Origin of the sequence: Oceanicaulis sp., assembly GCF_965284345.1 — a bacterium.
GTDB classification, from domain to species: domain Bacteria; phylum Pseudomonadota; class Alphaproteobacteria; order Caulobacterales; family Maricaulaceae; genus Oceanicaulis; species Oceanicaulis alexandrii_A.
Map to the genome: position 1 here is coordinate 2,053,961 of NZ_OZ260073.1, position 26,365 is coordinate 2,080,325.

Consider the following 26,365-nt stretch of genomic DNA (forward strand, 5'->3'; position numbering starts at 1 on the left):
AGTTCCAAGTGTTGAAACCCCGGTCCAGCGCACCCCCTCACCCAACCTCTCCCCCTTGTTCAAGGGGGAGAGGGGAGGAAGCGCTAAACCCTATTCGCGCAGCAGCGCGTTGATCGAGGTTTTGGCGCGGGTCTGGGCGTCCACGCGTTTGACGATGACGGCGCAGTACAGCCCCGGCTTGCCGTCTTCGCCCGGCAGATTGCCCGGCACCACCACGGCATAGGGCGGGACCTCGCCGCGGAACATCTCGCCGGTCGCCCGGTCGATGATCTTGGTGGAGCCGCTGAGATAGACGCCCATGGCCAGCACCGCACCCTCGCGTACGATCACGCCCTCGGCGACCTCGGCGCGGGCGCCGATGAAGCAATTGTCCTCGATGATCACCGGATTAGCCTGCAGCGGCTCGAGAACGCCGCCAATGCCGGCGCCGCCGGAGATATGCACATTCTTGCCGATCTGGGCGCAGGAGCCGACGGTGGCCCAGGTGTCCACCATGGTGCCTTCATCCACATAGGCGCCGATATTGACGTAGGACGGCATCAGCACCACGCCCTTGCCGATGAAGGCGCCGCGGCGCACGGCGGCGGGCGGTACGGCGCGAAAGCCGGCGCGTTCAAACTCGGCGGCGTCCCAGCCTTCAAATTTCGAGGCGACCTTGTCCCACCACGGGCCATGATCAGCGCCGCCGGGAATGATCCGGTTGGGGTTGAGGCGGAAAGACAGAAGAACCGCCTTCTTCAGCCATTCATGCACCACCCAGTCGCCGTTTTCGCCCTTGCTGGCGACGCGGGCTTCGCCGCTGTCGAGCTGGTTGAGGGCGGTATTGACCGCATCGCGGATCTCGCCCTGGGTCTGGGGGGTGAGCTGGTCGCGGATGTCCCAGGCGGCGTCGATAACCGATTTCAGCGCATCAGGATTCATGGCGTCGTCTTCTTTGCTGTGTCCGCAGCACCATGCCAGTCGCCCAGAAAGGTGCGCAGGCAGTCCACGGCGTAGTGAATATGATCGGGATGGATCAGCGGTTCCGGCGTCGCGCCATCCGCCAGCGCTTCGACCGGCGGGTGCACCAGAACCGTGGTGAAGCCGATCTCATGAGCGGTTTGCAGGTTTTTGACGGAATCCTCAAACATCACCGTGCTTGTCGGCGTGATCGAGAAATGCCCGGTGAAGCGCTCAAATCCGGCGCGGTGCGGTTTGGGCGTAAAGTCTGCGGCCTCGATATCATAAAGGTCTTCAAACAGGCCGTTGAGCCCCAGACGGTCGATGACCTTCTCGGCATGCTTGCGCGAGCCGTTGGTGTAGACGATGCGTCGACCGTCAAGCGCGGCCACATGGTCGGCCAGTTCAGGGTCGGGCGTGATCACGGAGTGATCCACGTCGTGAACAAAATCGAGAAACGCGGCGAGATCGCGCACCTGATTGTTGACGAGCAGCCCGTTCAGCGTGGTGCCGTGGGTGGTGTAATAGTGCTGCTGCAGGGCGTGGGCTTCTTCGCGCGTCATCGAGAATTCGCGCTGCACCCAGTCCGTCATCTTCTCGATCACTTGGCTCATCACCGCCGCGTCGGCGGGGTAGAGCGTTTCATCCAGATCGAACACCCAGGTGTCCACATGGTGCAGGTCAGGGGTTTGGATCACGGAAGGGGTTCCTCAAAGTCATCAAGATCAAGCCGCATCAGGCTGCCGCCATTCTCTGCGGCGGGCGCGGCGCGGAACAAAGCGGGTTGAAAGCCGGACGTCTCACACTCCCCGCGCGCCTGGCTGGTGAACCGCGCGGGCGTGATGCAAAACGCTTCCGTGCCGGACGCCAGCGGGCGCAGCGCGTCGCCGTCGATCAGCTGGGCGTAGATATAGGTTTCGTCTCCGGTCAGTTGGGCGGACAGCGTCTGGGCGCAGCCGCCCGGCGCAATGCGCCACCAGCCGCGGGTTTCAAACCCGTCTCCAACCGCCCGCGCCACCGCGACCCCGACCGGCAGATTGGCGTCGTTACAGACCTGAAGTCCCAGTCCGGAATTGCGTTCCAGCGCTCGCTGATGCAGTGCTTCGATCAGCTCGCTCCGCTCTGCGCCAAAGCTGCGGCCCAGATCTGATTCAAAGGCTGTGACCTGACGGCGGGTGCGGCGTCCGGCATATCCATCAATGACATTGATGTCGTATCCGGCGGATTGCAAAAGGCGCTGGAGCCCCGCTTCTTCGGCCCGGTCGCCAAAATCGGCGACCTCAACCAGCACGGCGCTCTCGCGTTCCGCGTCGCTCAATTGCCGGAATTTTCGGGTTTCAAGCCCCAGCAAGTCGCAATCAGCGACGCCTTCGAACGAGAAATCCGCCTCATCCACGCAGATGTCCAGGCTGCCGCGCCATTCGCGCACGCCGCCCAGATAGGCGCGGGTCGTGCGCGCATAGAGATACTGCTCGGTGTCGGTGGCCGGGCCGATCTCGGCGCAGCCGCCCGGCGCGATCCGCGCCCAGCCTTCCACCGCCAGCCCGGTCGGCGTGCGCCAGGCCTTGGCGGCCTCCACCATGAAGCTGGTCTCATTGCAGACTTGGCCCGCCTGGGCGGCGCCGCCCAGGCCCAACACCATCACCAGGGCCAGAATGATCCGGTTCAGCATCTCAAGGCTCCCGTCGCTCCACACGCCCGTTTCACTTACATAATAGGGCGTGGCCCCGGTCCGCTACAGAGCCAGGGTGGAGATTTCCCCGCGCAGCTCGTCCAGCCCGTCGCGTTTGGCGCTTGAAGTCGCGGAAATCACCGGGAAGGCGGCAGGCCGCCGGGCGATTTTCTGCGAGGTCTCCTCAAGGCGCTTTTGCGCTTCATTGGGCTTGAGCTTGTCAGTCTTGGTCAGAACGATCTGGTACACTACGGCGGCGCTATCAAGAACCTTCATGATCGCTTCGTCAGAGGGCTTGATGCCGTGCCGGGAGTCGATCAGCAAGAAGACCCGCTTGAGATTGACCCGTCCGCGCAGATAGTTCTGCGTCAGGCGCGTCCAGCGCGCAGCGACCTCCTTGGGAGCTTTGGCGAAGCCATAACCCGGCAGGTCGACGATCCGCAGCCGGCCTTGCATGTCAAAGAAGTTCAGCTCCCGCGTCCGGCCCGGTTCGGTCGAGGCGCGGGCGAGCTGTTTGCGGCCGGTCAGGGCGTTGATCAGCGAGGATTTGCCCACATTCGAGCGGCCTGCAAACGCAATTTCGGGCACGTCTGAGTCCGGCAGCGTGTCCAAGGACACCACGCCCAGCATGAAGTCGATCTCACCGGAGAACAGCTTGCGGCCCGCTGCAAGGCGGGCCGCATTTTCAGCCTGGGCGTCTGGAGAGGGCTCGGTCAGGGCCGCCTCCTATTTCTTCTTGCCGCCGCGCGGCTTTTTGGCCGCGGGGTTGGAGCTGACCCGGCGACCCGGGGTTGCGGGCTTGGCCGGCGTCTCGGGGTTGGCCGGGGTTTCGCCGTCTGTGATCGCAGCGTCGGCGTTGGCGTCCTCGGCCAGCTCTCCGACCGCTTCTTCAACCTTGCCCTCGATCACCTGATTGGTGGCGGTCGGGGTGTCCTCACCTTGATATTTGGCGGGTACGGCCGAGCCGGTCAGCTTGGCGCGGACCTTGAAGAAGTTGCGGTCCAGCTCGGTCACCACGCCCTGACGGCGCATGATGAGGTATTGCTGGGCGATGGTCAGCGTGTTGTTCCACGACCAGTAGATGATCAGGGCCGCCGGGAAGGGCGCCATGATGATGGTGAAGATGATCGGCATGAAGGCGAAGATCTGGCGCTGGATCTTGTCCGGCGGCGGCGGGTTTAGCGATTGCTGCGCCCACATGGTCACACCCATCAGCAGCGGCCAGATGCCGATCGCCAGAATCTGACCGATCAGCGGTATGCCGGACGGATCGTAGGGCAACAGGCCAAACAGATTGCCGAACATGGTCGGATCGGGCGCCGACATGTCCTGGATCCAGCCAAAGAAGGGCGCATGACGCGCGTCCAGCGAGATGAACACCGTCTTGTAAAGCGCGAAGAAGATCGGAATTTGCGGCAGGATGGGCAGACAGCCCGCCACCGGATTGATCCGCTCCTTGCGATAGAGCTCCATCATGGCCTTTTGCTGGGCCTGCGGGTCGTCTTTATGGCGCTCGCGGATTTCTTTCATCTTCGGCGCGGCGGAGCGCATCTTGGCCATGGACGCGAAGGCGCGGTTGTTCAGCGGGAACAGCACCAGCTTGATCAACAAGGTCACGACCATGATCGCCAGGCCGTAATTGCCCAGAAGCCCGTAGAAGAAGTGCAGGGCGGCGAAGAAGGGCCGGGTCATGAACCAGAACATGCCCCAGTCGATGGCCATGGTCAGCCGGTCTATGCCCAGCTCGTTTTCATAGGCGGCCAGGATGGGCTGCGCTTTGGCGCCGGCGAACACATAGCTCGACGCTTCCAGGCTGGCGCCCGGCGCGAGGGTCTGCGCATCGCTGAGATAATTGGCTTCAAAGACGGGACGGTCAGGGCGTGAGACGACGCGGAACTGGGCGCGCACATTGCCCTGGTCCTGCGGGGCGACGGCGGCGAGCCAGTATTTGGAGGTGATGCCCATCCAGCCGCCAGGGCCGGAGCGCTCGATCAGGCCTTCATCTTCCCATTTCTTGAACTTGCGCGAGAAGTGCGTGCCGTCCACGACGCCGACAGCCCCTTCATGCAGAACGAAGAAATTCTGAAGATCTTGCGGCACCCCATGCTGGCGCACCAGCGAATACGGACGCAGCGACACGGCGGCGGAGCCGTTGTTCACGACTCGGTCAGACACGGTGAACAGGTAATTATCGTCCACAGAGATGGTGCGGCGGAAGGTCAGGTCGCCCGCCTGGTGTTCGAGGACCACGGGGGTGTCCGGCGTCAGCACATCGCCTTCAGCCAGGCTCCACTGCGTGCTCAGGCCCGGAAGACCCTGGGGCGCATTGGCGTCGCCCAGCCAGCCGGAGGCGGCGAACTGATACCCGTCAAAGCCTTCCGGGCTTAGTACTGTGACAGGCTCGCCGGAATCCACTTCGGTGTCGTAGCGCAGCAATTGCAGGTCATCGAGTCGCGCGCCGGAGAGCGAGAGCGAGCCAGACACCGCCTCGGTGCGGATTTCGATGCGCTGGGAGCGGGCCAGCGCGTCTTCCCGGCTGAGACCGTTCTCGCCGCTGCCGGGCGCAAACGCGCTGGGCTCGGCCTGGGGCGCGTCATCGGGGTTTGTGGTTTCAGCCTGGCTGGCGACTCTGGCCGCTTCAGCGGCCTCCCGGTCGCGCGCCATCGGATCCAGCACGAACACCTGATACAGCAGCAGGATGCCGATCGCGATGACGGCTGCGAGCAGGAAGTTGCGGTTCTCACCCATGGGAGGAACGATCCCTTACGTCTTTGAGGGCGTGTGATCCCGCAGATCGCCCGTCGATCCACGCTCACGCCGCGCGAGGCTTATCAACGCGGCTTTGACATCGTCAAGCAAGGCCGGCCAGGACCGGTTCGCCGTTTGAGCGCGCGCAATGAACACATAGTCGGTTCCGGGCCGCCCGTGGAGGGGCAGTAACAGGCGCGCTGCTGCGCGCAACCGGCGCTTGGCGCGATTGCGCGCCACGGCGTTGCCGATTTTCTTGGTCGCGGTGAACCCCGCGCGGGTCAGCCCGTCAGGGTCATCCTTGCGCGCAAGCATCTGAATGACAACAGACGGCCTGGCGATCCGCGGCGCGTCACGCGCGCGTAAAAAATCGCGCCGCTCGGTGATCCGTGCGGCGCGATCTGGATACATCGTCGTGTCGACTGTCGCCTGAATTAGGCGGACAGACGCTTGCGGCCCTTGGCGCGGCGACGCGCCAGAACCTGACGACCGGCTTTGGTGGCGGCGCGGGCACGGAAGCCGTGGCGGCGCTTGCGGACCAGATTGGACGGCTGGAATGTACGTTTCACGGTTCGGCTCCCATTGGGATCAGCGGCCGGGCCCCCGGCGCTTCAAAATTCGAGCCGCGGTGGATACGGGAGGTAGGACCTTGAGTCAAGCGCCCCACCGCCTTTGAGGGCGGCCATGTGCTGTTGTTTTAGCATATTTATCGTGCCTGTGCGCACATTGTCAGCGCACTTTCAGTGCGGACGCATTCAAAGGACGCACGCTATCGCCTTGCCTCACCCCGTAGAAATACAGACAGGGCGCCATAAGCGCGTGATTTTGAAATAAACTTTCACACCAAGGTGATGCTTGCTCATGGGGATGTGGTTTTCCCCTACTCGACACGTCAGTCTATATGCGGTCTCACAGCTGAGATGAGAAAAGGGGTTTCCCCATGGAAACTGAGTCGCACACCTCTGAAGCCGCGCCGACTGCGGCGAAGCCCGCCAAGCCGCTCTGGCGTCGGTTGGCGCCGCTGGTCGTTCTGATTGCGGGTCTGGTCGCCTTTTTTGCTCTGGGCGGGCCGCAATATCTGGATGCGGAGCGCGCACAGGGCGTTTTGCGCAGCGTGGACGGCTGGGTTCAGGAGAACCTGATGCTGGCGCTTGCAGCGTACCTGATTTTCTACGCGCTTGCAGTCGCCATTTCGGTGCCGGGCGCGCTGTGGTTCACCATCGGGTCAGGCTTCCTGTTCGGCCCCTATCTGGGCACCGGCGTCGCCGTATTCGGGGCGACCGCAGGCGCGACGATCATCTTCCTCGCCGCCCGATACGCCTTCGCAGACTGGGTGCGAGAGAAATTTCCCGGCTATGTGAAGAAGCTGCAGGACGGGTTCTCACGCGACGCCTTCACCTATGTTGTGATCTTGCGCCTGATTCCGGTCTTGCCCTTCTTCGGCATCAATATCGCCACCGCTTTGCTCAACGTTCCCGTGCGCGCCTATGCGCTGGGCACGCTGGTGGGCGTCATTCCCGGCGCCTATGTGTATGCGACGGTCGGCGCGACCATCAAACGGGCCGCGGACACCGGGGTGCCGTCCTTCGGGTCGCTTCTGACGCCTGAACTGATTTTCGCCATGGTGGCGTTCGCCGTTCTGGCGGTGCTGCCGGTGGTCTATCGCCGGATGACCCAGTCCAAGGGAGACGCCGCATGAGCCGCGAACGCATCAAGGCCGATCTCGCCATTATCGGCGCAGGCGCGGCGGGTCTCGTCACCGCCTCGGGCGCCGCGCAGCTGGGCCGCAAGGTCGTATTGTTTGAAGCGGGCGAGATGGGCGGCGACTGCCTCAATTACGGCTGCGTGCCGTCCAAGGCGATCCTGACCGCTGCACACAAGGTCCACGCCATACGTGAAGCGTCGAAGTATGGAATCAGCGTCGGCGAACCCAGCGTGGATTTCGCGAAGGTGCGCGAGACGATCCAGACCGCCATCACCACCATCGAACCCAATGACAGCCAGGAGCGGTTTGAAGGCTTCGGCGTCAAAGTGGTGCGCGAATACGCGCGCTTTGAAAACGAGGACACCCTCGTTTCAGACAGCGTCGAAGTGAAAGCCAAACGCATCGTCGTCGCCACCGGCACGCGCGCTTTCATTCCGCCGATCGAGGGCCTGTCCGGCGCGCCCTATCTGACCAATGAAACCATCTGGTCGCTCGAGACCTTGCCCGCGCATCTGATCGTTCTGGGCGCAGGGCCGATCGGCGCAGAGCTTGGACAGGCGTTCCGGCGTCTGGGCTCTGACGTCACGATCATCGAGGCGGGGGTTCCGCTGGCCCGGTTCGAACCCGAACACGCGGCTTTGGTGACCGACGCCCTGATGAGCGACGAAGTCACCCTGCATGCAGGCCTCAGCGCCACAAAGGTCAGCCATGACGATAAGGGCGTCACGGTGAACCTGTCTGACGGCCAGAGCGTCACTGGCAGCCATATCCTGGTCGCGACGGGTCGCAAGCCGGTGCTCGACGGGCTCAATCTGGAGGCCGCCGGTGTTGAAACCGATGCGCGCGGCATTGTCTGCGACGATCGTCTGCGCACCTCGAACAAGCGCGTGCTGGCGGCGGGCGACATCGCGGGCAAGGGCGGGCTCACGCATCTGGCGGGCTGGCATGGCAGCGTGATCTTGCGCAATCTCTATTATGGCCTCAGCACCGCCCAGTCCTCTCAGCCCATTCCTGGCGCGGTCTATACCGATCCGCCCATCGCCCAGGTCGGATTGACCGAAGCGCAGGCGCGGGCCGAGCATGGCGATACAATCAAAATCGCGAGCTGGGGGTTTGACGATAACGACCGCGCCATCGCCGAATCCGATGTGCGCGGCGGCGTCAAGCTGATCCTGGGCAAGGGCGGCAAGGTGCTGGGCGCGCATGCGGCCGGCGCCCGCGCTGATGATCTGATCCAGATTGCAGGCGGCGTGATGGCGCGCGGCGGCACGGTGCGCGATCTCACCAGCCCGGTGGCGCCATACCCGACCCGCGGCGAAATCTTCAAGCGTGCGGCGGGATCCTATTATGAACCGGTGGTGTTCGGCGCGATGGCGAAACTGCTCGCCCGCGTGCTCAGCGCCTTTCACTAAAGCTCGAAACCGGCTGGGGAGGCGGCGTGGAGATCAGGGTCAACAACCAGCACGGCGCCGCGCGCCAGGCCGCTGCGATCCAGGCGATCAAGGCCGTGCGCAAGGCGGTCCTGTCCATGCCGGGCAAATTGCTGGGCCTGTCCATCGGCTTTGTGATGCTGGCGGAAATCCTGATCTTCTTCCCCTCCGCCGCCAATTACCGCTCGGATTGGCTGATCGAGCGCACCGATGACGCCTATCTCGCCTCCCTCGCCGTTGAGACCGCGGATGAAATGGGGCTGGGCGATGAGATGATCGCCAATCTTCTCACCAGCGCGGACGCGGTGATCGTCGGCCGGGTGTATGACGGCATGAACGTGCCCTTGCTGGCGCGCCCCGGCGGCATCGGCGCGGCGCCGGTGAGGGAGGTGATGCTGGCGGAGGAAAACCTCTTTGAGCGCATTTTCAACACCATCGGTGTGTTTCTGGCGCCGGAAGGGCGGTATCTGCTGATCATCGACGAACCCATGGCGGGCGATGTGGGTCTGGTCAGCGTGGTGGTGCCGGAAGCGGGTCTGAAGGCTGATCTTCTGGAGTATTCGGGGCGGGTGCTCTGGCTGTCGATCTTCATCGCGATGATGACGGGCGGTCTGATCTATCTGTGCCTGATGTTCATGTTCGTGCGGCCCATGCGCAAGCTGGCCCAGGCGATGACCCAGTTCCAGCAAGACCCCGGCAATCCCGCTTGCACGGTGTCGGTGTCGCATCGCTCTGACGAGATCGGCGAAGCGGAAAGCGCGCTGGCGGCGATGCAGGACGAAGTGCGCACCGCTTTTCGTCAGCGTGAACGTCTGGCGGCGCTGGGCGGGGCGGTGGCCCGCATCAATCACGATTTGCGAAATGTGCTGACCAGCGCTCAGCTGATCTCCGACCGCTTGGCCACGAACGCCGATGACCGGGTGGCGGCCATGGGCGCGCGCCTGGTCCGCGCGGTCGATCGCGGCATCCGGCTGTGCGAGGACACGCTGCAATATGGCCGCTCAGAAGAGCGTCCGCCTGAGCTGCAACCGGTCTGGCTGCGCGCGGCGCTGGATGACGCGGCGGGCGACGCCTTTGCAGCCACGGGCGCAGCGGACTGGCGCAATGAAATCGAAGAGAGTCTGCAGGTCCAGGCGGATCCGGACCATCTGCACCGCATTTTCCTCAACCTGTTTCGCAATGCGTTGCAGGCCATGGAGAAATCTGACTCGCCTCTAATCCAGGTCCGCGCGCGCCTGTCTCGGGAGGGCGAGCATGTTCTGGTCGAGGTCTGTGATGCCGGGCCAGGCGTGCCGGACCGGATTGCAGAAACCCTGTTTGAGCCGTTCGGACGGACGGGGTCCAAGGGCGGGTCCGGACTCGGTCTGTCTATCGTGCGCGAGCTGGCGCGGGTCATGGGTGGCGATGTCTATCTCAAGACCCGCTCCGAACCCGGCGCCGTGTTTGAAGTGCGCCTTCCGGCCATGGGTGGCTAGACACAAAAAGGGCCGCGCACTGCGCGACCCTTTTCATCTTGAGGTTTGTGTCAGCGCTCAGGGTTGGGCGGCGATGCCGTCGCGGCGCGGATCAGCGGCGCCGATCAGCGTGCCGTCTTCCAGCGCGCGGATGATATGGATGCCGGAATTCTCCCCGCGTCCGCCTTGGATGGTGAAGCCGCGGGCGCGCAGTTCGGCCATCAGGGTCTCATCAAAGCCCTCTTCGATATTCACCGTATCGCCACGCGCGACCACATTGGGCAGGGCGGCGGCGTCTGCAGGGTTCAAACCCCAGTCGAGCATGCCCACCAGGGATTTGGCCGTGTAGGCGATGATCGAATTACCGCCCGGCGACCCGGTGGCCAGTTCGAACGCGCCGTCTGAATCGAGCACAATGGTGGGCGACATGGACGAGCGCGGGCGCTTGCCCGGCTGGACGGCGTTAGGCCGCAACCGGCCGTCCTCGTCACGCGCCACAAAGGAGAAGTCGGTCAGCTGATTGTTGAGGAAGAAGCCGCCCACCATGCGGCCCGAGCCGAACGGGCTTTCCACCGTGGTGGTCATCGAGACCACATCGCCATCTGCGTCCATGATCACGAAATGGCTGGTGCCCGGCTGGTCGTTCGTGGCGTCTTCGGGCTGCTCGTCGGCGCCCGGCGGCGTGCCGTGGGTGACGGCGGGAATGGCCTGGGCCGGATCAATCAGCCCGGCGCGCGCCGCGAGATAGTCGCGATCCAGAAGTCCCTCGACCGGCACGTCCACAAACGCCGTATCGCCCACATAATGATCGCGATCGGCATAGGCGAGGCGGCTGGCCTCGATAAACAACGCCCAGCCGTCCGGCGTTTCGGGGCCGTGCGCGCTCATGTCGAAGGTTTCAAGCATGCCCAGAATGGCGCCGACCGCGATGCCGCCCGAGGCGGGCGGCGGGGCCGAGCAGATCTGATAGCTGCGATAGGGCGAGCACAACGCGCTGACCTTTTCAGGCTCATAGTTCGCCAGGTCGTCTTCGGTCAGATAACCGGGGCGCGGCGCTTCATTGACGGTGGCGACGATGGCCTGGGCGAGATCGCCTTCATAGAAATTGCGCCAGTCCTGCGCGATCAGGCGCAGGCTGTCGGCATAGTCGGGATTGGTCAGCACATGACCGACCGGCCAAGCCTCGCCATTGGCGTCAAACAGATAGCTCGCGGCCGCGCCAGACTCTTCCATGTCCGTGAAACCGGCCATGCGCTGGGAAATATTGCTCAGGCGCGGGGCGACCTCGAACCCTTGGTCGGCGAGGTTGATGGCGAACGTGAAATTCTCCGCCCAGTCCAGCGCGCCATGGTCTGAATGGGCCATGTGCAGCATGGCGATGGCGCCGGGCGCGCCCGTGGACAGACCTGAGCGCCAAGCTTGCACATAAGGATAAGGCGAGCCGGTTTCGGGATTGATGAACAGGTCTTCGTCTGCGCTCATCGGCGCGCGCTCACGACCATTATAGACGCTGACCTCGCCCGTATCCGCCTCGTAATGGACCATGAAGGCGCCGCCGCCAATGCCGGAACTTTGCGGTTCCACAAGGCTGAGCACGGTCTGAACCGCGATCGCGGCGTCGACCGCGTCTCCTCCGGCGCGCAGGGCGGCGAGCCCGGCTTCGACCGCGTCCTGGTTTGCGGCGGCGACCATGCCTGAGGCTGGCGCCGCGGCGGCTGGCGCCTGTGTTTCCGGTGCGGGCGCGGCCTCGGTGTCAGACGGCGCATTGCAGCCCATCAGAGCAAAGGCGGAGGCGGCGGTCAGCAGGGTGAAGCGGGTCATGGAGTCCTTTCACAGCCCTTTGGAGGCCGGTTTCGCGTCTGGGCCGGTTTACAGGCCGGGAGTTTCAAACGGACGGGCCTCGTCCATCAAGTCATCTTTCAATCGCCGAGCAGCGCTATGAAGCGCCCGGCCTTCCGGCCAGACGATATGATATCCCCAGCCAAGTGGGGTCACGCCAGAGCCGATCAAGAACACCAGTCGACCGGCGGCGATATCGGGTTCCGCCAGGCTGCGTCGCGCCAGCACCAGGCCGCGCTGGTGGGCGGCGGCCTCCAGCACATGGTCGTGGCGATTATAGCGGTCACCGCTCAGCGTGTCGGTGCGTTTCACGCCGCGTTGGGCCAGCCATTGCGCCCAGCTGGGCCCTACCGGTTCGCCGCCCGTGCGTTCATGATGGACCAGCGGCAAGGTCTCAACGGCGGTGCGCCAGTTCACGAGATCGGGCTTGGATCCCAGAAGCGCCGGGGAGACCGCAGGCGTCAGGCTTTCGCTCAACAATTCCAGCGACTGCACGCCGGTCGGGGGCGTATCCGAGAAGCGGATTTCAAGGTCCAGCTGGAACCGGTGCAGGCTTTCGGGCGCAGGATCGGTGACCAATTGCACACGGTAGTCGCGATGTTCGGCTTCAAAGCGGTTGATGCGCGAGGACAGCCAGCGGGCGGCGAACGCTCCGGGCGCGCCCAGCCGGATCAGTCCGGGGTCATGATGCGCGCTCAACCGGATGCTGGCTTCGCGCAGTCGCTGAAATGCGTCATGGACCATTTCGGCTGTGGCGCGTCCCTGAGCGGTCAGCGCCATGCCGCGCCCGGCGCGCACCGTGAGTTTCGTTCCGATCAGCTCTTCTAGCAGCCGGATCTGTTGAGACACCGCGCCGCTTGTCACCCCCAATTCCGCAGCCGCCTGGGTCACGCTGCCATGACGGGCGACGCACTCAAACGCTCTCAAGGCGTTGAGCGGCAAGGGCGGTGAATGGCTAGGGGTTAGATTTTCTAAATCCATCTTCAGTGTTGCTCAATTGTGTTGCGCTGCGACATCGTTCAGCGTTTCGCTCGACATATCGTCGTATGGAAATCTGCCATTTGATATAGCAGGTATAAATTATGACGAAGTCGTGCGTGCATTGAGGGGTGCACTGGTTTTGTGTCTTTTGAGCAAAAGGGTGTGACACAATGAAGAAGATTTTGGGCGCCGTATCATTAGCTGCACTGACGGCTGCGACGGCTTACGCACAATCCGCTGATACCGAAGACACCATCGTGGTGGTGGGAACCCGGTCCGAGGGTCGGACCGCGCTTCAAACCACCGCTCCCGTCGATGTTGTCGATGTCAGCGCGCTAGAAAACACCGGCATCACCGAGCTCAACGCGGCGCTTGCTTACACCTTGCCCTCGTTCAACTTTCCCAGCCCCTCGATCACCGACGGCACCGACCATGTGCGCCCGGCGACCTTGCGCGGCCTGGGGCCGGACCAGACGCTGGTGCTGGTGAATTCGCGCCGCCGTCATGCCTCCGCTCTGGTCAATCTGGGCGGTTCCGTCGGGCGCGGCTCCGCCGCTGTGGACCTCAACACCATCCCGACCGCCGCGATCGGTCAGGTGCAGGTGCTGCGCGACGGCGCTTCGGCGCAATATGGCTCGGACGCCATCGCCGGCGTGATCGATGTTCAATTGCGTGAGGCCAGCGAAGGCGGACAGGTCAGCGCCACTTATGGCCGCTACGCCACCGACATCCCGCTGACCACCGGCGAGCGCACAGCCAGCGACGGCGAAACCGTCAACCTGTCCGGTTGGGTGGGGCTGCCGCTGGGCGCAGACGGGTTCCTGACCTTGTCGGCGGAATATCTTGATCGCGCGCCCACCAACCGGGCCGGTCCCGATCCGCGCCAGCAATATCCCAGCCTGTCCGGCGGCGGGTTGGATCCGCGTGAGCAGACCTTTGATCGCATCAATCACCGGTTTGGCCTGGCGGATGCGGAAGCGTTCTCCTTCTTCGCGAATGCGGGCCTGCCGATCAACGCGACCACCGAGCTTTACGGCTGGGCGGGCTATCAAACCCGCGAGGGTGAAGCGGCCGGCTTTTATCGCCGCGCTCAGGACAGCCGCAATGTATTGGCGATCTATCCGGACGGCTTCCTGCCGTTGATCACCACCGACATTGAGGATTTCTCCGCGGTTGGCGGCGCCCGCGGCGTGATTGGCGGCTGGGATTGGGACGCGTCCCTCGGCTATGGCCGCAACGAGCTGGCCTATGGCGTGGAGAACTCGCTCAACACGTCTCTGGGGGCGGCCAGCCCGACATCGTTTGACGCCGGTTCACTGATCTATGACCAGATCACCGGTAATCTCGATTTCGTGCGCTCTTATGATCTTGATGGGTTCGCCGGCCCGCTTTCTGTGGCGTTTGGCGCTGAATACCGCCTTGAAGGGTATGAAATCAAAGCGGGTGAGGAAGCCAGCTATATCACGGGCGATCCCACCAAAGCCGGCGGCAGCCAAGTGTTCCCGGGCTTCCAGCCGGGCAATGCGGTTGATGAAGACCGCGATTCCATCGGCGTCTATCTCGACCTGGAAGCCGATGTCACGGATCGGCTCTTGCTGACAGGCGCTGTGCGGGCGGAGAGCTATTCCGACTTCGGCGAAACCGTAACGGGCCGGGTGTCTGCGCGCTATGAGCTGAGCGAGAGTGTCGCCCTGCGTGGGGCGATCTCCAATGGCTTCCGGGCGCCGTCGCTGCAGCAGGCCTATTTCACCTCCACATCCACTGTCTTTGTTGGTACGCCGCCCACGCCTGTTGAAGTGGGCACCTTCCCCGCTGACAGCGCCGTCGCCGCGGCGCTGGGCGGTGAGCCGCTCGATGCTGAAGAGTCGATGAACTATTCGGGCGGCGTCGTCTTCACTCAAGGCGCGTTCAGCCTGACCGTGGATGCTTACGCCATTGATATCGATAACCGCATCGTCCTGTCCGAGAACCTCTCGGGCGCGACAGTGGAGAGCCTCCTGCAGGCGGCGGGCGTCAACGGGGTGACCCGCGCGCGCTTCTTCATCAACGGGGTCGAGACTGAAACGCGGGGCGTCGACATCGTCGCGACCTATGGCGTGGACACCGACCGCTACGGCGATTTCAATTTCACCCTGGGCTATAATCGCAACGAGACCGAAGTCACTCAGGCGCCCAGCTCTGAAGTGCTTCCGGGCGTCACCTTGTTCGCGCGCCGCGAGATCGCCCGCTTTGAAGAAGGCCAGCCGGACGACAAGCTGATCGGCTCGGTCAACTGGACCCGCGGCGCCTTTGGCGGCGTGCTGCGCGCCACCCGCTTTGGCGAGACGGTCGATCCGGGCTCGGCGGCGGACGGCTCCGGCGATGAAGTGCTGGATCCCAAGACCATTGTGGACGCGGAAGTCTCCGCTGATGTGTTTGAAGGGCTGACCGTGTCCTTCGGCGCGAACAATCTGTTTGACGAGTACCCTGACGCCACGTCGCTCGATCCCAATCTGGCGGGGACGTTCTCCGACATCTTCCCGTTCTCGGGGTTCAGCCCGTTCGGCTTCTCGGGGCGTTATGTCTACGGACGTATTCGCTACGCCTGGTAAGCTGATGCGATTGTGAAGCATCGACCCCCGCCGGATCGCTCCGGCGGGGGTCTTTTTTTGTCGGTCTTCCGGGCAAGCTGGGATACCGTGTCCAGATTGCGAACCGAGCGCTCTGGGGGAGCCTGTGCCGCATTTGGATCGACGTTCTTTCATGATGCTTGCGCCGACCCTGGCGTGCGTCGCTACGACAGGAGCCAGCGCCATGGGCGGACCGGCCAGCCGAAACGATATCACCGACATTCAAGGATTGCGCGTGGGGCGGGCCGAAAGCGCCAGCGTGAAGACCGGGGTCAGCGTCGTGCTCTGTGACCAGCCTTTCACTGCGGCGGTCGATGTGCGCGGCGGCGGCGCCTGCACGCGTGAGACCGATGTGATGAACCCGGGCGGGCTTGTGGAGACCGTCGACGCCATCGTGCTGTCGGGGGGCTCTGTCTATGGTCTGGCGGCGGCGGATGCGGTCACCGCTGCGCTGGGTGACAGCGGTCGCGGATACGCCCTGTTTGACATGCCGGGCGTTCCGGCGTCACCGATCGTCCCGGCGGCCTGCTTGTATGATCTCGCTAATGGAGGCGGGAAAGACTGGGGACGCACGCCGCCTTATCGTGATCTGGGCTTTGCTGCGCTTGAAGACGCGCATCGGGGCGGTCCCGTCATGATCGGCGCTCATGGCGCGGGGTATGGCGCAAGCGCGGGAACCTTGCCGGGGGCGGTCGGCTCCGCCAGCTGGCGCGGAGAGGATGGAATCACCGTAGCGGCCCTGGTCGCCGTGAACTGTTTCGGCTCGGTCACCATGCCCGGCCAGGACGATGTGTACTGGGCCTGGCCGTTCGAGGTCGGCGATGAATTTGGCGGACGGCGTCCGGATGTCAGCCAGCTGGCTGATCTTGAAGACTGGGGCGCCGCCAAACTCAATCCCGGACTGCGGACGCAAACAACACTGGCTGTGGTGGCGACGGACGCGGCCCTGACCCGTGACGAAACGCGGCGTTTGACAGTCATGGCGCAAGATGGACTGGCGCGGGCGATTCGGCCGGTACACGCTCCCGTTGATGGCGATGTGGTGTTCGGTCTTGCAAGCGGTGCACGAGAAATTGAGTCGCCGCGACCGATCACACTGACGCGTCTCGGGAATCTCGCGGCCGATTGCTTAACGCGTTCAATCGCGCGTGCGGTGCATCAAGCACGACCTTGATGAATGCGACAATAACTCTCCAAATAAAAAAACATAATTATATGCGTCTGTTTTTTAATAGTTTTTACCCCATTTCCCCTGTGTGGGGAGCACTCGATTAAGAGGCTGTTCACCGCTTTGCTCCATCCCTGCAATGAATAGGTTCACTATACTTTGTTGGGGTGTGAGAATGATCCGCATTTTAAGCGCAGCTGGCCTGGCCTTGCTGCTGAGCAGCGCGGCTACCGCGCAAACAACTGAGCGCGACCTGGCGGTCGTCGGGCGTGCGCTGAGCTTCCTTGAGGGTGCGTCCGGCTCCGACCGGACAGTCGCCATCGTGTATGACCCGGCCGGTCAGGCCGAAGCTGAAGCGTTGAACAGCGCCATGGCGGGCGGGCTCAGCGCGGGCCGCGTGACCTTGAACGGTCAGCTTGTCCCGCTTGGCCAATCGGTCAGCGGCGTTGACGCCGCCATGTTTGTCGGGGGCGCAGCCTCAGACGCCGGTGCGGTGCAAGCCGCGACTTCAGCCGGGGTGATGACGGTCTCCACCGACATGGCCTGCGTGCAGGCCGGCAATTGCGTCATGGGCGTCCAGAGCGAGCCCTCCGTGCGCATCGTGGTGAACAATGCGGCTGCAAGCTCGGCCTCCGTCAGCTTCTCCACCGCTTTCGCCATGATGGTCGAAGAAATCTAAAGCTGCCTCCTAAGGAATTGAGACGATGAAAAATACCCTGCTTTATTCCGCGGCGGCGCTGATCGCGACCTCCGCAGCCGCCAACGCCCAATCCATCGACTATCAGGTGATGGGCGACATGTTCGGCGAGCCGGTGACCACGGGCGCCACGGGCGCGCCGCAGCGCTCCACCGAAGTGCCCGCCACGATGATCATCATCACCCAGGATGATATCGCCAGCGCGCCGGAATACGACATCCCCGGCATTCTGCGCCATTACAGCGGCGTGGACGTGGCCCGGTTCTCCATGGGCCAGGGCGAAGTGGGCATCCGCTCCGCCGCCACGCCCTACACGCCGCGCCTTCTGGTGCTGGTGAACGGTCGTGAAGTCTATCTCGACAGCTATGGCTACACAGCCTGGTCGACCCTTCCGGTGAGCCTTGACGAGATCCAGCAGATCGAAGTGGTCAAAGGTGCGCAATCTGCGCTCTACGGCTTCAACGCTGTGGCCGGCGTGGTCAACATCATCACCCGCAACCCGGCTTTCGGCGACTACGCCAATGCGACGGCGGAAGTGGGCACCAACGGCTATCAGCAATATCGTCTGTCCGGCGGTCGCGCCCTGAATGATCAGATCGCCCTGCGTTTCAGCTATGGCCGCACCGACGCCCGCGAATTTGATGCGGAACCTGATGCGATCGAAGCGAATACGTTGCGAGCCGCCAACCCTGATTTCGAGCGCGAACATTTTGCGCTGGGCGGTTCGGTCCAGTTCACCGACAAGGTGGGGCTGACCTTCGAATACACCCAGTCCGAAGCCAATACGGTTGAACTCAGCTCGGTCTACACCTCCGTCGCAACCTCTTATGATCTGACGTCCTATCAGGGCGAGTTGGGTGCAGACACTGATTTTGGTTACATCACGCTCAGCGCGTATCGCAACGATTCCGAGATTGCCTACAGCTTCGGCGATCTTGAAGGCGAGCTGACCTCGTTCAAACTGCAAGATCTGATCAAGATCGGCACGAACGATACGGTTCGTGTGGCGGTCGAATTCCGCACCGCGCAGACGGCTTCTTTCCCGGACACGACGGCCGGTGATCTGAATTACGAGACCCTGGCGTTCTCGGGCATGTGGAACCACAAGTTCTCGAGCTCGCTCGAAACCACGTTCGCCGTGCGTTACGACATGGTGGACTGGAGCCGTGACGGCACGCCCAACCCGGCGCTCTATCCGTACACGCAAGCTGACTTTGACGTCAGCATTGAAGAGTTCAGCTATAACGCCGCGCTCGTCTACACGCCGGAATTCGGCGGCACGGTTCGTTTGTCCGCCGCCCGCGGCGTTCAGGCGCCGACCATGTTCGACATGGGCTTCCTGCTGCCGGTTGGCACGGCCGTTTTGATCGGCGACCCGGCGATCCAGCCGGCGATCGTGGACAATCTGGAAGTCGCGTATGACCGCACCTTGTCCAATGGCGTTCAGCTGCGCTCGGCGCTCTTCTGGCAGAACACCGATGATGTGAAGTCGTCCCTGGGCGGCGCGCCTGAGCTGTTCCCGCCAAACGTGCCTCTGACGGCCTATGTCTTCGGCAATCGTGGCGAATCCCAGCTCTGGGGCTTTGAAGGGTCACTGGCCGGCATGATCGGCGAGAGCGTGAACTGGGACGTCAATTATACCTACAAGTCTGTCGAAGATGATCTGACGCCGTTCCCGACGACGACGTTGACGGACTTTGAAGGCGTGACGCCCGAGCATACCTTCAATGCCCATATGGGCTGGACGGGCGGCAAGCTGAGCCTGGACGGCTACATGAATTATGTGTCGGAAACGACCATGCCGTTCCAGCCGGTGTTCGGCCTGGTGTCTTCGCGTGACATCGACGGTCATGTGTCGTTCTCCGGCCGCGCCAGCTACGCCCTGACTGACAATCTGGACCTCAGCCTGACGGCCCAGAACGTCAACTTTGACGATGGCGAGCTGACCACCCCGGTCTATGAGACCGAGGCGCGGTACTGGGTGAGCCTGCGGGCGAACTTCTAAAAGGCCTGATTGCGTCGCCGCCTCGTGTCTGACGGGGCGGCGAACGCTGCGACGAGCATCCATAACCTATTAATCATATCAGGCTTAGGTTGGTGATAACCATATGCTCGCGCTGGGATTACAAGGGGTCGCGCTATCATGTTCAAGCGTCTGAGATTTAACGACTGGCCATTTTCGCTCAAGTTCGGCGTCGCGCCGGCGCTGGCGGTTCTAGCCCTGATCGGCATCGCTCTGATGGGCGGTTTCGCCCTCAACGGAGTGGCCAAGAGCCAGGAAGAAACCGTTGAACGCCTGACCGGCGTGATTGCGCTCGACTCCTTGAGAACCGAGACCGAATCTCTCAACGCAGACGTCTACCAGACGCTGACCGCAGTCGCGGCGGGGCAGTCGGTGGACGTGTTCACTGCTTTTGACGGGTATATTTCCCGTGTCGGCGAACTGCGCTCAAGCTTCGCTGAGATCGGCGCCGAGGCGAGCGCCGAGAACCAGGCCGTGTTCGCCAATCTCGACGAGCAGCTGGAATTGTACGCGGGCGGCCTGGAAGTCGTCGGCTCAATGCTCGAAATGGATTTCGCCAGCGCTGTGGGATTTGTCGAACCGTTCGACGAAGTGTTCGCACAAATGAACGCTGATATCGTTGATCTGAGCGAAAGCGCTGTGGCCGAGGCGCAGGCGGGCGCGGACGCTGCAAAGGCTTCCGCCGCACAGACCAAATGGATGTTCGCCATCGTCACCTTGCTGGTGGCTTTGGGATTGACCGGCGTCGCCTTCGGCTTTGGCCGGGCTGTCAGCCAGTCTGTGAAAAAGATTGCTGATGCGACCCAGAAACTGGCGGGCGGCGACTTCACGGTCGAAGTGGCCTCTCTCAAGCGCGCTGATGAACTGGGTTCGATCGTTGAATCGCTCGAAACCTTCCGTAATAGCGGCCAGGAAGCCTTCAAGCTGCAAGAAGAGCGCCGTCAGGCGACCGAAGCCGAGGCTGAGCGCGCCCGCAAGATCGAAACCCTGGCGGCTGATTTTGACTCCGCCGTGGAGCGCACGCTGGAAGCGGTGACCATGTCCGCCAGCGCGCTGCAGGAAACGGCCGAAGTGCTGGTCGGCGCCTCCGCCAACACCACCAGCCGTGCAGGCGAAGTGTCCGGCGCCGGCGCTGTGGCGTCCCAGGCCGTGGCCACGGTGGCTTCGGCGGCGGAAGAGCTGTCCGCCTCGGTGTCCGAGATCGCGGCCCAGGTCGAACGCTCAAGCGATGTGTCGGGCCAGGCCAAGGACCGGATGGAGCGCGCCTCCACCGAGATGACCCAGCTGACCAGCGCCGCTAATGAAATCGACCAGGTGGTCAAGCTGATCTCCGATATCGCCGAGCAGACGAACCTCTTGGCGCTGAACGCCACCATCGAGGCGGCCCGCGCGGGCGAAGCCGGCAAAGGCTTCGCGGTTGTGGCCAGTGAAGTGAAGACGCTGGCGGAACAAACCGGACGGGCGACGGGTCAGATCTCAAACCAGATCACCCAGATCCAGTCCGCCACAGGCGCAGTGGAAAGCGCCATGCAGGAAGTGCGCGGCGTGATCGACGAGATGCTCAACGTGGCGTCTGCGATCAATGCGGCCATCGACGAACAGCGCGCGGCCTCCACCGAGATCGCCAGCTCGGCCCAGAGCGCAGCGTCGGAAACTCAGCGCGTGTCCGCCAATATCGAACAGGTCAGCCGCTCTGCGGACGAGACCAGCGGTCAGGCCGGCACCGTGCAGGAAACCGCCGCCACCGTCCGCGAACAAGCAGGCGGGCTGGCCAGCCGAGTGCGCGAATTCCTCTCCGCTGTCCGCGCAGCGTAAGGCATTTGAGCGGGCCGGTCGCAGTGAAGGGACCCCGCGTCTCGGCTGCAACCGGCCCGTTTGCAGTTAAGGTGAGAAAAGCGCAGCCCGGACGCTTGCCAAGCCCAAATCCCTTGGCTAGTTTCCGCGCCTCGCTGACAGGGACGCCACGCGCCCCCATCGACGAAACAGGCGCCGGTAGCTCAGCTGGATAGAGCACCAGACTACGAATCTGGGGGTCGGGAGTTCGAATCTTCCCCGGCGCGCCACCTTTTCTTATTCTCTTTCGCGTCCGCTTAGTCGATCCTCGCTCACGCTTCGGGCGGGCGGTCGCCCTTGCGTACCCTGCAGGTTCGAAGTTGGCCCGCTAAGGCCCGCCAGTCTTCCCAAAAGCAAAGTTATTATCGCTGGTCATCCTGTTCGCCAACAGGTTGCTGGACGCGCTGCCTTCGGGGCGTGCGCCATCTGATCGATCCGCCTTGCCCGGGCTCGCACCTCTGTCTAGTTTCACGAGCATGATGGTTCGCGCGCTCAAAATCGTGTTCGTGTCGCTGGCTCTGATGTTGCTCAGCGCCCAGATGGCGTGTGCGGCGGGGGATGCGGTGACTGGTGCCGGAACCGGGCATTCCATCCATCACGCTGAAGAAGCGCATGATGTGGACGGGCCGTGCACGGATGTCTGCGCGACGCATCATCTGGTGATTTTTCCCGATCTGGCCGGCACGCAAGAGCGCTCCGCTCTGCCGATCCGTCGGGCCCTGCAGCCTATGGCGTTCAGCTCCATCCCCGCTGCGCCCCCCGTCTCACCGCCCCGGAGCGTCGTCGTCTGATCCGTTTGAAGACGCACTGACCTCCAGGGACTGACATGACATTGACTTTAGACCGGGGGCGTTTCGCCCTCTTCCTCGCCGCGTGCAGCGCAGCGTGGAGCCTGGCTTTGACCGGTTGCAGCGATGCGGCGCCCGGCGAGCCTTCTTTCGACCCTGCTCACGACGCAGACCATGCTGAAGATCATGACGCTGATGCGCATGATGATGGCGAGCACGGCGGCGAACACAACACTGAGGCGGGCGGGGATGATCATTCCGGCCACGCTGACTCTCACACCGACATTGAGCTGTCTGACGCCGAGCGGGACGCGCTGGGCGTGGTGCTGGGCGCGGTCAGCCGCGGGCCGGTCGATGGCTGGATCGAGCTGCCGGGCGAGGTGCGCTTTGATGAAAACCGCATTGCGCTGGTCTCGGCGCCGGTTGAGGGCGTGATCCGCGAGGTGTTGGCCAGCGTTGGCGATCAGGTGCGGCAAGGCGATGTGCTGGCGGTGCTAGATAGCCGCGAGCTGGCGGAAGCCAAGGCGGCCTATCTGTCGACTTTGGCGTCGATGGAGCTGGTGCGCCCCGAATTTGAGCGCGAGCGCGAATTGTTTGATCGCGGCGTGTCCACCGAAAGCCGGTTCCAGACCGCACGGCGAGAGCTTGAAGAAGCCCGCATCGCCGTCAGAAGCGCGCAATACCAGCTGGACGCGCTGGGCGTGGATGAGACCGCCCGCGACGCCTTGGCGGATCCCGAGACAGGCTCGCTCAGTCGTTATGTTTTGATCGCACCCATGGACGGGGTGATCACCGAGCGCCATGCGGTGCGTGGTGAATTCGCCGAGGCTGGCGATGTGGAGCCGACCTTCGTCATCGCCGATTCGCGCCAGGTCTGGGTGGATGCGGCGATCTACGGCCCGGACATGCTGCGGGTCCGCCCAGGCGCCCGTGCTCGCATCCTGCTCAATAACGCCGGACTGATCCGTTCAGAGGTCAGTTTCGTGGCGCCCCAGATCGGCGAGGCGACCCGGACCGGTCTGGCGCGCTTGATCGTGGACAATGAGGACGGGCGGTTGATGCCCGGCGCCTTCGTGACGGTTGAGCTTGAGGACGCGGCGGCGGCGCAGAGCCTGAGGGCGCCGGCGAGCGCCATCCAGATGGTGGAGGGCGAGACGATCGTGTTCGTCCCTGAGGGCGACAGGTTTGAGACGCGCCCGGTGCGTCTGGGCCGGCGCGGGCCGGACTTTGTCGAGATCGTCTCCGGGCTCGCCCTGGGCGACGCGCTTGTGGCGGAGGGCGCTTTTGCGCTCAAGGCCGAACTTCAAAAAGGGGAGTTTGGTGATGGCCACGCCCACTAACACCGTTCCTTCTGCGGCTTTAAGCCTGGTGCGAAACATCGTCTCGGCGCGCAGTCTGGCGGCGCTGGTTTTCCTGGCCGTGCTGGCGGCGGGCGTCTGGGCCTGGCGCACCACGCCGGTGGACGCCTTTCCCGACATCACCCCGCCGCTGGTGCAGGTTTTCACCACAACGGACGGGCTGTCGCCGCAGGAGGTGGAACGTTATGTGACCTTCCCGGTGGAGACGGTGATGAGCGGCCTGCCGGGCGTGCGGCAGGTGCGCTCGAACTCGAGCTTCGGTCTGTCGGTGGTGACGGTCTATTTCGAGGACGGGACGGATCTGTATCTGGCGCGGCAATTGGTGTCTGAACGTCTGTCCGCCGCTCGCGACGCGATCCCGGACGGCTTTGGCGAGCCCGAACTCGGGCCTATCGCCTCGGGGCTGGGCCAGGTTCTGTTTTACTCTCTCGACAGCACGGACGGCGATCTGATCGGTTTGCGGACGGTGCAGGACTGGCTGGTGAAGCTTGACCTTCAAACCGTCCCGGGGGTTGCTGAAGTGTTGTCGCTGGGCGGGTTTGAGCGCCAGTACCAGGTCAATGTGCGCCCCCAGGCGCTGGTTCAGTACGATCTGAGCATGAGCGAAGTCGTGATCGCGCTCGAACGCGCGAACCTGAATGCGGGCGCGCAATACATTGTGGAGAATGACGAGCAATACACTGTGCGCGCCGAGGGCCTGTTGCAAGGCGAGGCGGATCTGCGCCAGGTGGTCGTCAAGGCTGTGGACGGCGTACCGGTGCTGATGAGCGAGATCGCCGACATCGCTGTGGGCGGCGCACCCCGGCAAGGGCTCGCCACCATGAATGGCGAGGGCGAGATCGTCGCCGGATTGGTCCTGAAACTGATCGGCGCCAATACGACCGCCGTCATCGAGGGCGTGCAGACGCGCCTCGACGCCATAAATGCGGCCCTGCCCGAAGGCGTGACGGCGCGGCCCTATTATGATCAGTCCGAATTGGTCAGTCAGGCGGTCTCCACCATGACGACGGCGCTGTGGCAAGGCGCATTGCTGGTGGGTCTGGTCCTGATGGTGTTCATGAGCGGCTGGCGACCTGGACTTATCGTCGCCGCCTCGATCCCGTTCTCCGTCGCCTTCGCCCTGATCGCCATGCGGGGCTTCGGGGTGTCGGTGAACCTGATGTCTCTGGGCGGCATCGCCATCGCCATCGGCATGATGGTGGATGGCGCCGTGGTGATCGTTGAGAACGCTCGCCGGCATGTGTCGGGAACGGCGCACAGCGATCGCGCGCGCGTTATCGCCGGTGCGGTGACGGAGGTGCTCAAACCCTTGAGCGTCTCCATCGCCATCGTGATGCTGGTTTTCCTGCCGATCCTCACCTTGCAGGGCGTGGAGGGGAAGACCTTCCGGCCGCTGGCCTTCGCCGTCATTCTCGCCATGGCGGGGTCTTTGGTGTTTGCGCTGGTGATCGCACCGCCCGCATCGCGGTTTTTGAAAGTATCGCGCTCTCAGATGGTCAGCACAGGACGGATTGACCGCCTTATGGGGCTGGCGATCGGGTTTTTCGTGGGGCGGCGCGGCCTGGCCGCCGGCTTGGCGGCGGTGATGCTGCTCATGGGCGGTGTGGCGTATACCCGGCTCGGATCGGAATTCTCGCCGCGTCTGAACGAAGGTGACATCCTGGTGCGTCTGACCATGGCGCCGTCGATTTCACTCGACGCGGCGGGCGAGACCGTCACACGGTTCGAGCGGCAAGTGCTTGAGCGCTTTCCCGAGGTCGAGCGTGTGGTAACGCGCGTGGGCCGCGGCGAAGTGGGGGCCCATGCTGATCCGGTCAACAATGCGGAAGCCTTTCTGGCGCTCAAACCGCGGTCAGACTGGGTGACGGCGCACAATCAGGCTCAGCTGCTCGATTTGATGAGTGAAGCGTTCGAGGATTTCCCCGGCGCCCAGTTCAACTTCACCCAGCCGATCGCCGCAGCGACCGATGAGCTGCTGACGGGATCGCGCGCCGAGATCGCCATCAAGCTTTTTGGCCCTGATACGGACGTGCTGGCGCGACAGGCTGACCGGATCGCTTCGGTGGTGGGCGAGGTGCGCGGCGCGGCGGATGTGCAGGTGGAACAGGTCACCGGCGCGCCGCAAATTCGCATTGTGGTCGATCGCGGGGCTATCGCGCGCTACGGCCTGCAGGTCGCAGACGTTCTGGAGACGGTGCGCGACGCGGTCGGCGGCGCCCAGGCCGGGCAAGTCTATGACGGCGTGCGCCGGTTCGACATTGTCGCCCGCTATGCCGAAGCTGACCGGGACACGCCCGAACGCATCGCCCGCACCTTGATTGAAACGCCCAATGGCGCGCGCATGCCGCTGGGCGCGCTGGCCCGGGTGGAGCGTATCGAGGGGCCACGGCAGGTGACGCGCGAGAACGGACGGCGCTTCATCACCATTCAGAGCAATGTAAGGGCGCGAGATATCGGCTCCTTCGTCGAGGCGGCGCGCGCCGCCGTGCAGCAAGAGGTGGATCTGCCGCCCGGTTATCTCGTGGAATGGGGCGGCCAGTTCGAGCTGCAGCAACAGGCCAACGCCCGGTTCGCCATGATCATCCCGGTGACTTTGGCGCTGGTCTTTATCTTGCTGATGCTGGCGTTCAACCGTCTCAAAAGCGCGGTCCTGATCGTGCTGAACATCCCGCTGGCGCTGGTCGGCGGGCTGGTGGCGCTGTGGCTGTCAGGGTTGAACCTGTCAGTACCGGCCTCAGTGGGCTTTATCGCCCTGTTCGGCATTGCGCTGGGCAACGCCATGGTTCTGGTGTCTTTCCTGGACCGTCTGGCGATCACGCAGCGCGACCGCCGCGCGTTGAGCGTGACAGGCGCGCTGTTGCGGGTGCGACCCGTTCTGATGACGGCGTCCACCACCTTGCTGGGATTGGTGCCGCTATTGTTCGCTGACGGCGTGGGTTCAGAGGTGCAGCGTCCGCTGGCGGTTGTAGTGATCGGCGGGCTGGTCAGCTCGACGCTGGTGACCTTGTTCATCCTGCCTGCAGTCTATGCCTGGTTTGCGCCAGCCTATCGCGATACCCCGCAAGAAGTTGAAACATAAGGAGGCCGTCAGGATCGCAAAAAACCGCGCCAGACTTAGGGT

General features: G+C 63.6%; 20 protein-coding genes and 1 tRNA gene. 12 read left to right on the top strand and 9 right to left on the bottom strand.

The genetic code is table 11. The annotated features are described in order from the left end of the window. Positions 1-90 precede the first annotated feature (90 nt). From dapD to rpmH, 7 genes are all read right to left on the bottom strand, one after another. Positions 91-921: a 2,3,4,5-tetrahydropyridine-2,6-dicarboxylate N-succinyltransferase gene (dapD, locus tag ACQ66J_RS09935; protein WP_430431505.1), complete on the bottom strand. Its 831-nt coding sequence runs from the start codon at positions 919-921 to the stop codon at positions 91-93. Beyond that, positions 918-1,637, bottom strand: a complete 720-nt coding sequence (locus tag ACQ66J_RS09940; RefSeq protein WP_430431506.1) for a pyrimidine 5'-nucleotidase — start codon at positions 1,635-1,637, stop codon at positions 918-920. Before ACQ66J_RS09940 ends, dapD begins: the two co-directional genes overlap by 4 nt. Beyond that, a complete protein-coding gene (locus ACQ66J_RS09945) occupies positions 1,634-2,611 on the bottom strand; it encodes a DUF1036 domain-containing protein (protein ID WP_430431507.1) in 978 nt (325 codons plus the stop codon). Before ACQ66J_RS09945 ends, ACQ66J_RS09940 begins: the two co-directional genes overlap by 4 nt. 63 nt (positions 2,612-2,674) lie before the next feature. Continuing rightward, positions 2,675-3,241, bottom strand: coding sequence for a ribosome biogenesis GTP-binding protein YihA/YsxC (gene yihA, locus ACQ66J_RS09950; protein ID WP_430431508.1), 567 nt, complete (start codon positions 3,239-3,241; stop codon positions 2,675-2,677). A 96-nt stretch (positions 3,242-3,337) separates the two neighbouring features. After that, positions 3,338-5,359, bottom strand: a complete 2,022-nt coding sequence (gene yidC, locus ACQ66J_RS09955) for a membrane protein insertase YidC (RefSeq protein ID WP_430431509.1) — start codon at positions 5,357-5,359, stop codon at positions 3,338-3,340. A gap of 15 nt (positions 5,360-5,374) precedes the next feature. Further along, positions 5,375-5,770, bottom strand: a complete 396-nt coding sequence (gene rnpA, locus ACQ66J_RS09960; RefSeq protein ID WP_133723932.1) for a ribonuclease P protein component — start codon at positions 5,768-5,770, stop codon at positions 5,375-5,377. Positions 5,771-5,793: 23 nt separating this feature from the next. After that, positions 5,794-5,928 (bottom strand): 50S ribosomal protein L34, encoded by a 135-nt coding sequence (rpmH, locus tag ACQ66J_RS09965; RefSeq protein ID WP_022701434.1) that lies wholly within the window; start codon positions 5,926-5,928, stop codon positions 5,794-5,796. A gap of 371 nt (positions 5,929-6,299) precedes the next feature. Here rpmH and ACQ66J_RS09970 point away from each other — a divergent pair, with 371 nt between their 5' ends. Genes ACQ66J_RS09970 through ACQ66J_RS09980 form a run of 3 tightly spaced genes read left to right on the top strand, consistent with a single transcriptional unit; the run spans position 6,300 to position 9,969 of the window. Continuing rightward, positions 6,300-7,058, top strand: a complete 759-nt coding sequence (locus tag ACQ66J_RS09970; RefSeq protein WP_430431510.1) for a TVP38/TMEM64 family protein — start codon at positions 6,300-6,302, stop codon at positions 7,056-7,058. Then, complete coding sequence (locus ACQ66J_RS09975) at positions 7,055-8,476, top strand: dihydrolipoyl dehydrogenase family protein (RefSeq protein ID WP_430431511.1); 1,422 nt, start codon at positions 7,055-7,057, stop codon at positions 8,474-8,476. The genes ACQ66J_RS09970 and ACQ66J_RS09975 overlap by 4 nt, the downstream gene beginning before the upstream one ends. Positions 8,477-8,502: 26 nt before the next feature. Next, a complete protein-coding gene (locus ACQ66J_RS09980; protein WP_430431512.1) occupies positions 8,503-9,969 on the top strand; it encodes an ATP-binding protein in 1,467 nt (488 codons plus the stop codon). Between the two features lie 57 nt (positions 9,970-10,026). Here the strand turns inward: ACQ66J_RS09980 and ggt are convergent, their stop codons facing one another. Further along, positions 10,027-11,769 (bottom strand): gamma-glutamyltransferase, encoded by a 1,743-nt coding sequence (gene ggt / locus ACQ66J_RS09985; protein ID WP_430431513.1) that lies wholly within the window; start codon positions 11,767-11,769, stop codon positions 10,027-10,029. Positions 11,770-11,817: 48 nt separating this feature from the next. After that, positions 11,818-12,768, bottom strand: coding sequence for a LysR substrate-binding domain-containing protein (locus ACQ66J_RS09990; RefSeq protein ID WP_430431514.1), 951 nt, complete (start codon positions 12,766-12,768; stop codon positions 11,818-11,820). Positions 12,769-12,938: 170 nt separating this feature from the next. Between ACQ66J_RS09990 and ACQ66J_RS09995 the strand changes: the two genes are divergently transcribed. The 9 genes from ACQ66J_RS09995 to ACQ66J_RS10035 all read left to right on the top strand — a co-directional run bounded on the left by ACQ66J_RS09995 (position 12,939) and on the right by ACQ66J_RS10035 (position 26,323). Next, entirely contained in the window at positions 12,939-15,359 is a 2,421-nt protein-coding gene (locus ACQ66J_RS09995; RefSeq protein WP_430431515.1) for a TonB-dependent receptor plug domain-containing protein, read from the top strand. Between the two features lie 151 nt (positions 15,360-15,510). Continuing rightward, positions 15,511-16,551: a P1 family peptidase gene (locus tag ACQ66J_RS10000; RefSeq protein WP_430431516.1), complete on the top strand. Its 1,041-nt coding sequence runs from the start codon at positions 15,511-15,513 to the stop codon at positions 16,549-16,551. 169 nt (positions 16,552-16,720) lie between these two features. Next, on the top strand, positions 16,721-17,224 hold the full coding sequence (locus tag ACQ66J_RS10005; RefSeq protein WP_430431517.1) for a hypothetical protein: 504 nt from the start codon (positions 16,721-16,723) through the stop codon (positions 17,222-17,224). A 25-nt stretch (positions 17,225-17,249) separates the two neighbouring features. Then, entirely contained in the window at positions 17,250-19,247 is a 1,998-nt protein-coding gene (locus ACQ66J_RS10010; RefSeq protein ID WP_430431518.1) for a TonB-dependent receptor plug domain-containing protein, read from the top strand. A gap of 138 nt (positions 19,248-19,385) precedes the next feature. Then, complete coding sequence (locus ACQ66J_RS10015; RefSeq protein ID WP_430431519.1) at positions 19,386-21,080, top strand: methyl-accepting chemotaxis protein; 1,695 nt, start codon at positions 19,386-19,388, stop codon at positions 21,078-21,080. A 171-nt stretch (positions 21,081-21,251) separates the two neighbouring features. Next, positions 21,252-21,328: transfer RNA gene (locus ACQ66J_RS10020), tRNA-Arg, on the top strand. A 246-nt stretch (positions 21,329-21,574) separates the two neighbouring features. After that, positions 21,575-21,889, top strand: coding sequence for a hypothetical protein (locus ACQ66J_RS10025; protein WP_430431520.1), 315 nt, complete (start codon positions 21,575-21,577; stop codon positions 21,887-21,889). A 35-nt stretch (positions 21,890-21,924) separates the two neighbouring features. Beyond that, a complete protein-coding gene (locus ACQ66J_RS10030) occupies positions 21,925-23,226 on the top strand; it encodes an efflux RND transporter periplasmic adaptor subunit (RefSeq protein ID WP_430431521.1) in 1,302 nt (433 codons plus the stop codon). Continuing rightward, a complete protein-coding gene (locus ACQ66J_RS10035; RefSeq protein ID WP_430431522.1) occupies positions 23,210-26,323 on the top strand; it encodes an efflux RND transporter permease subunit in 3,114 nt (1,037 codons plus the stop codon). The genes ACQ66J_RS10030 and ACQ66J_RS10035 overlap by 17 nt, the downstream gene beginning before the upstream one ends. Positions 26,324-26,365: the final 42 nt, after the last annotated feature.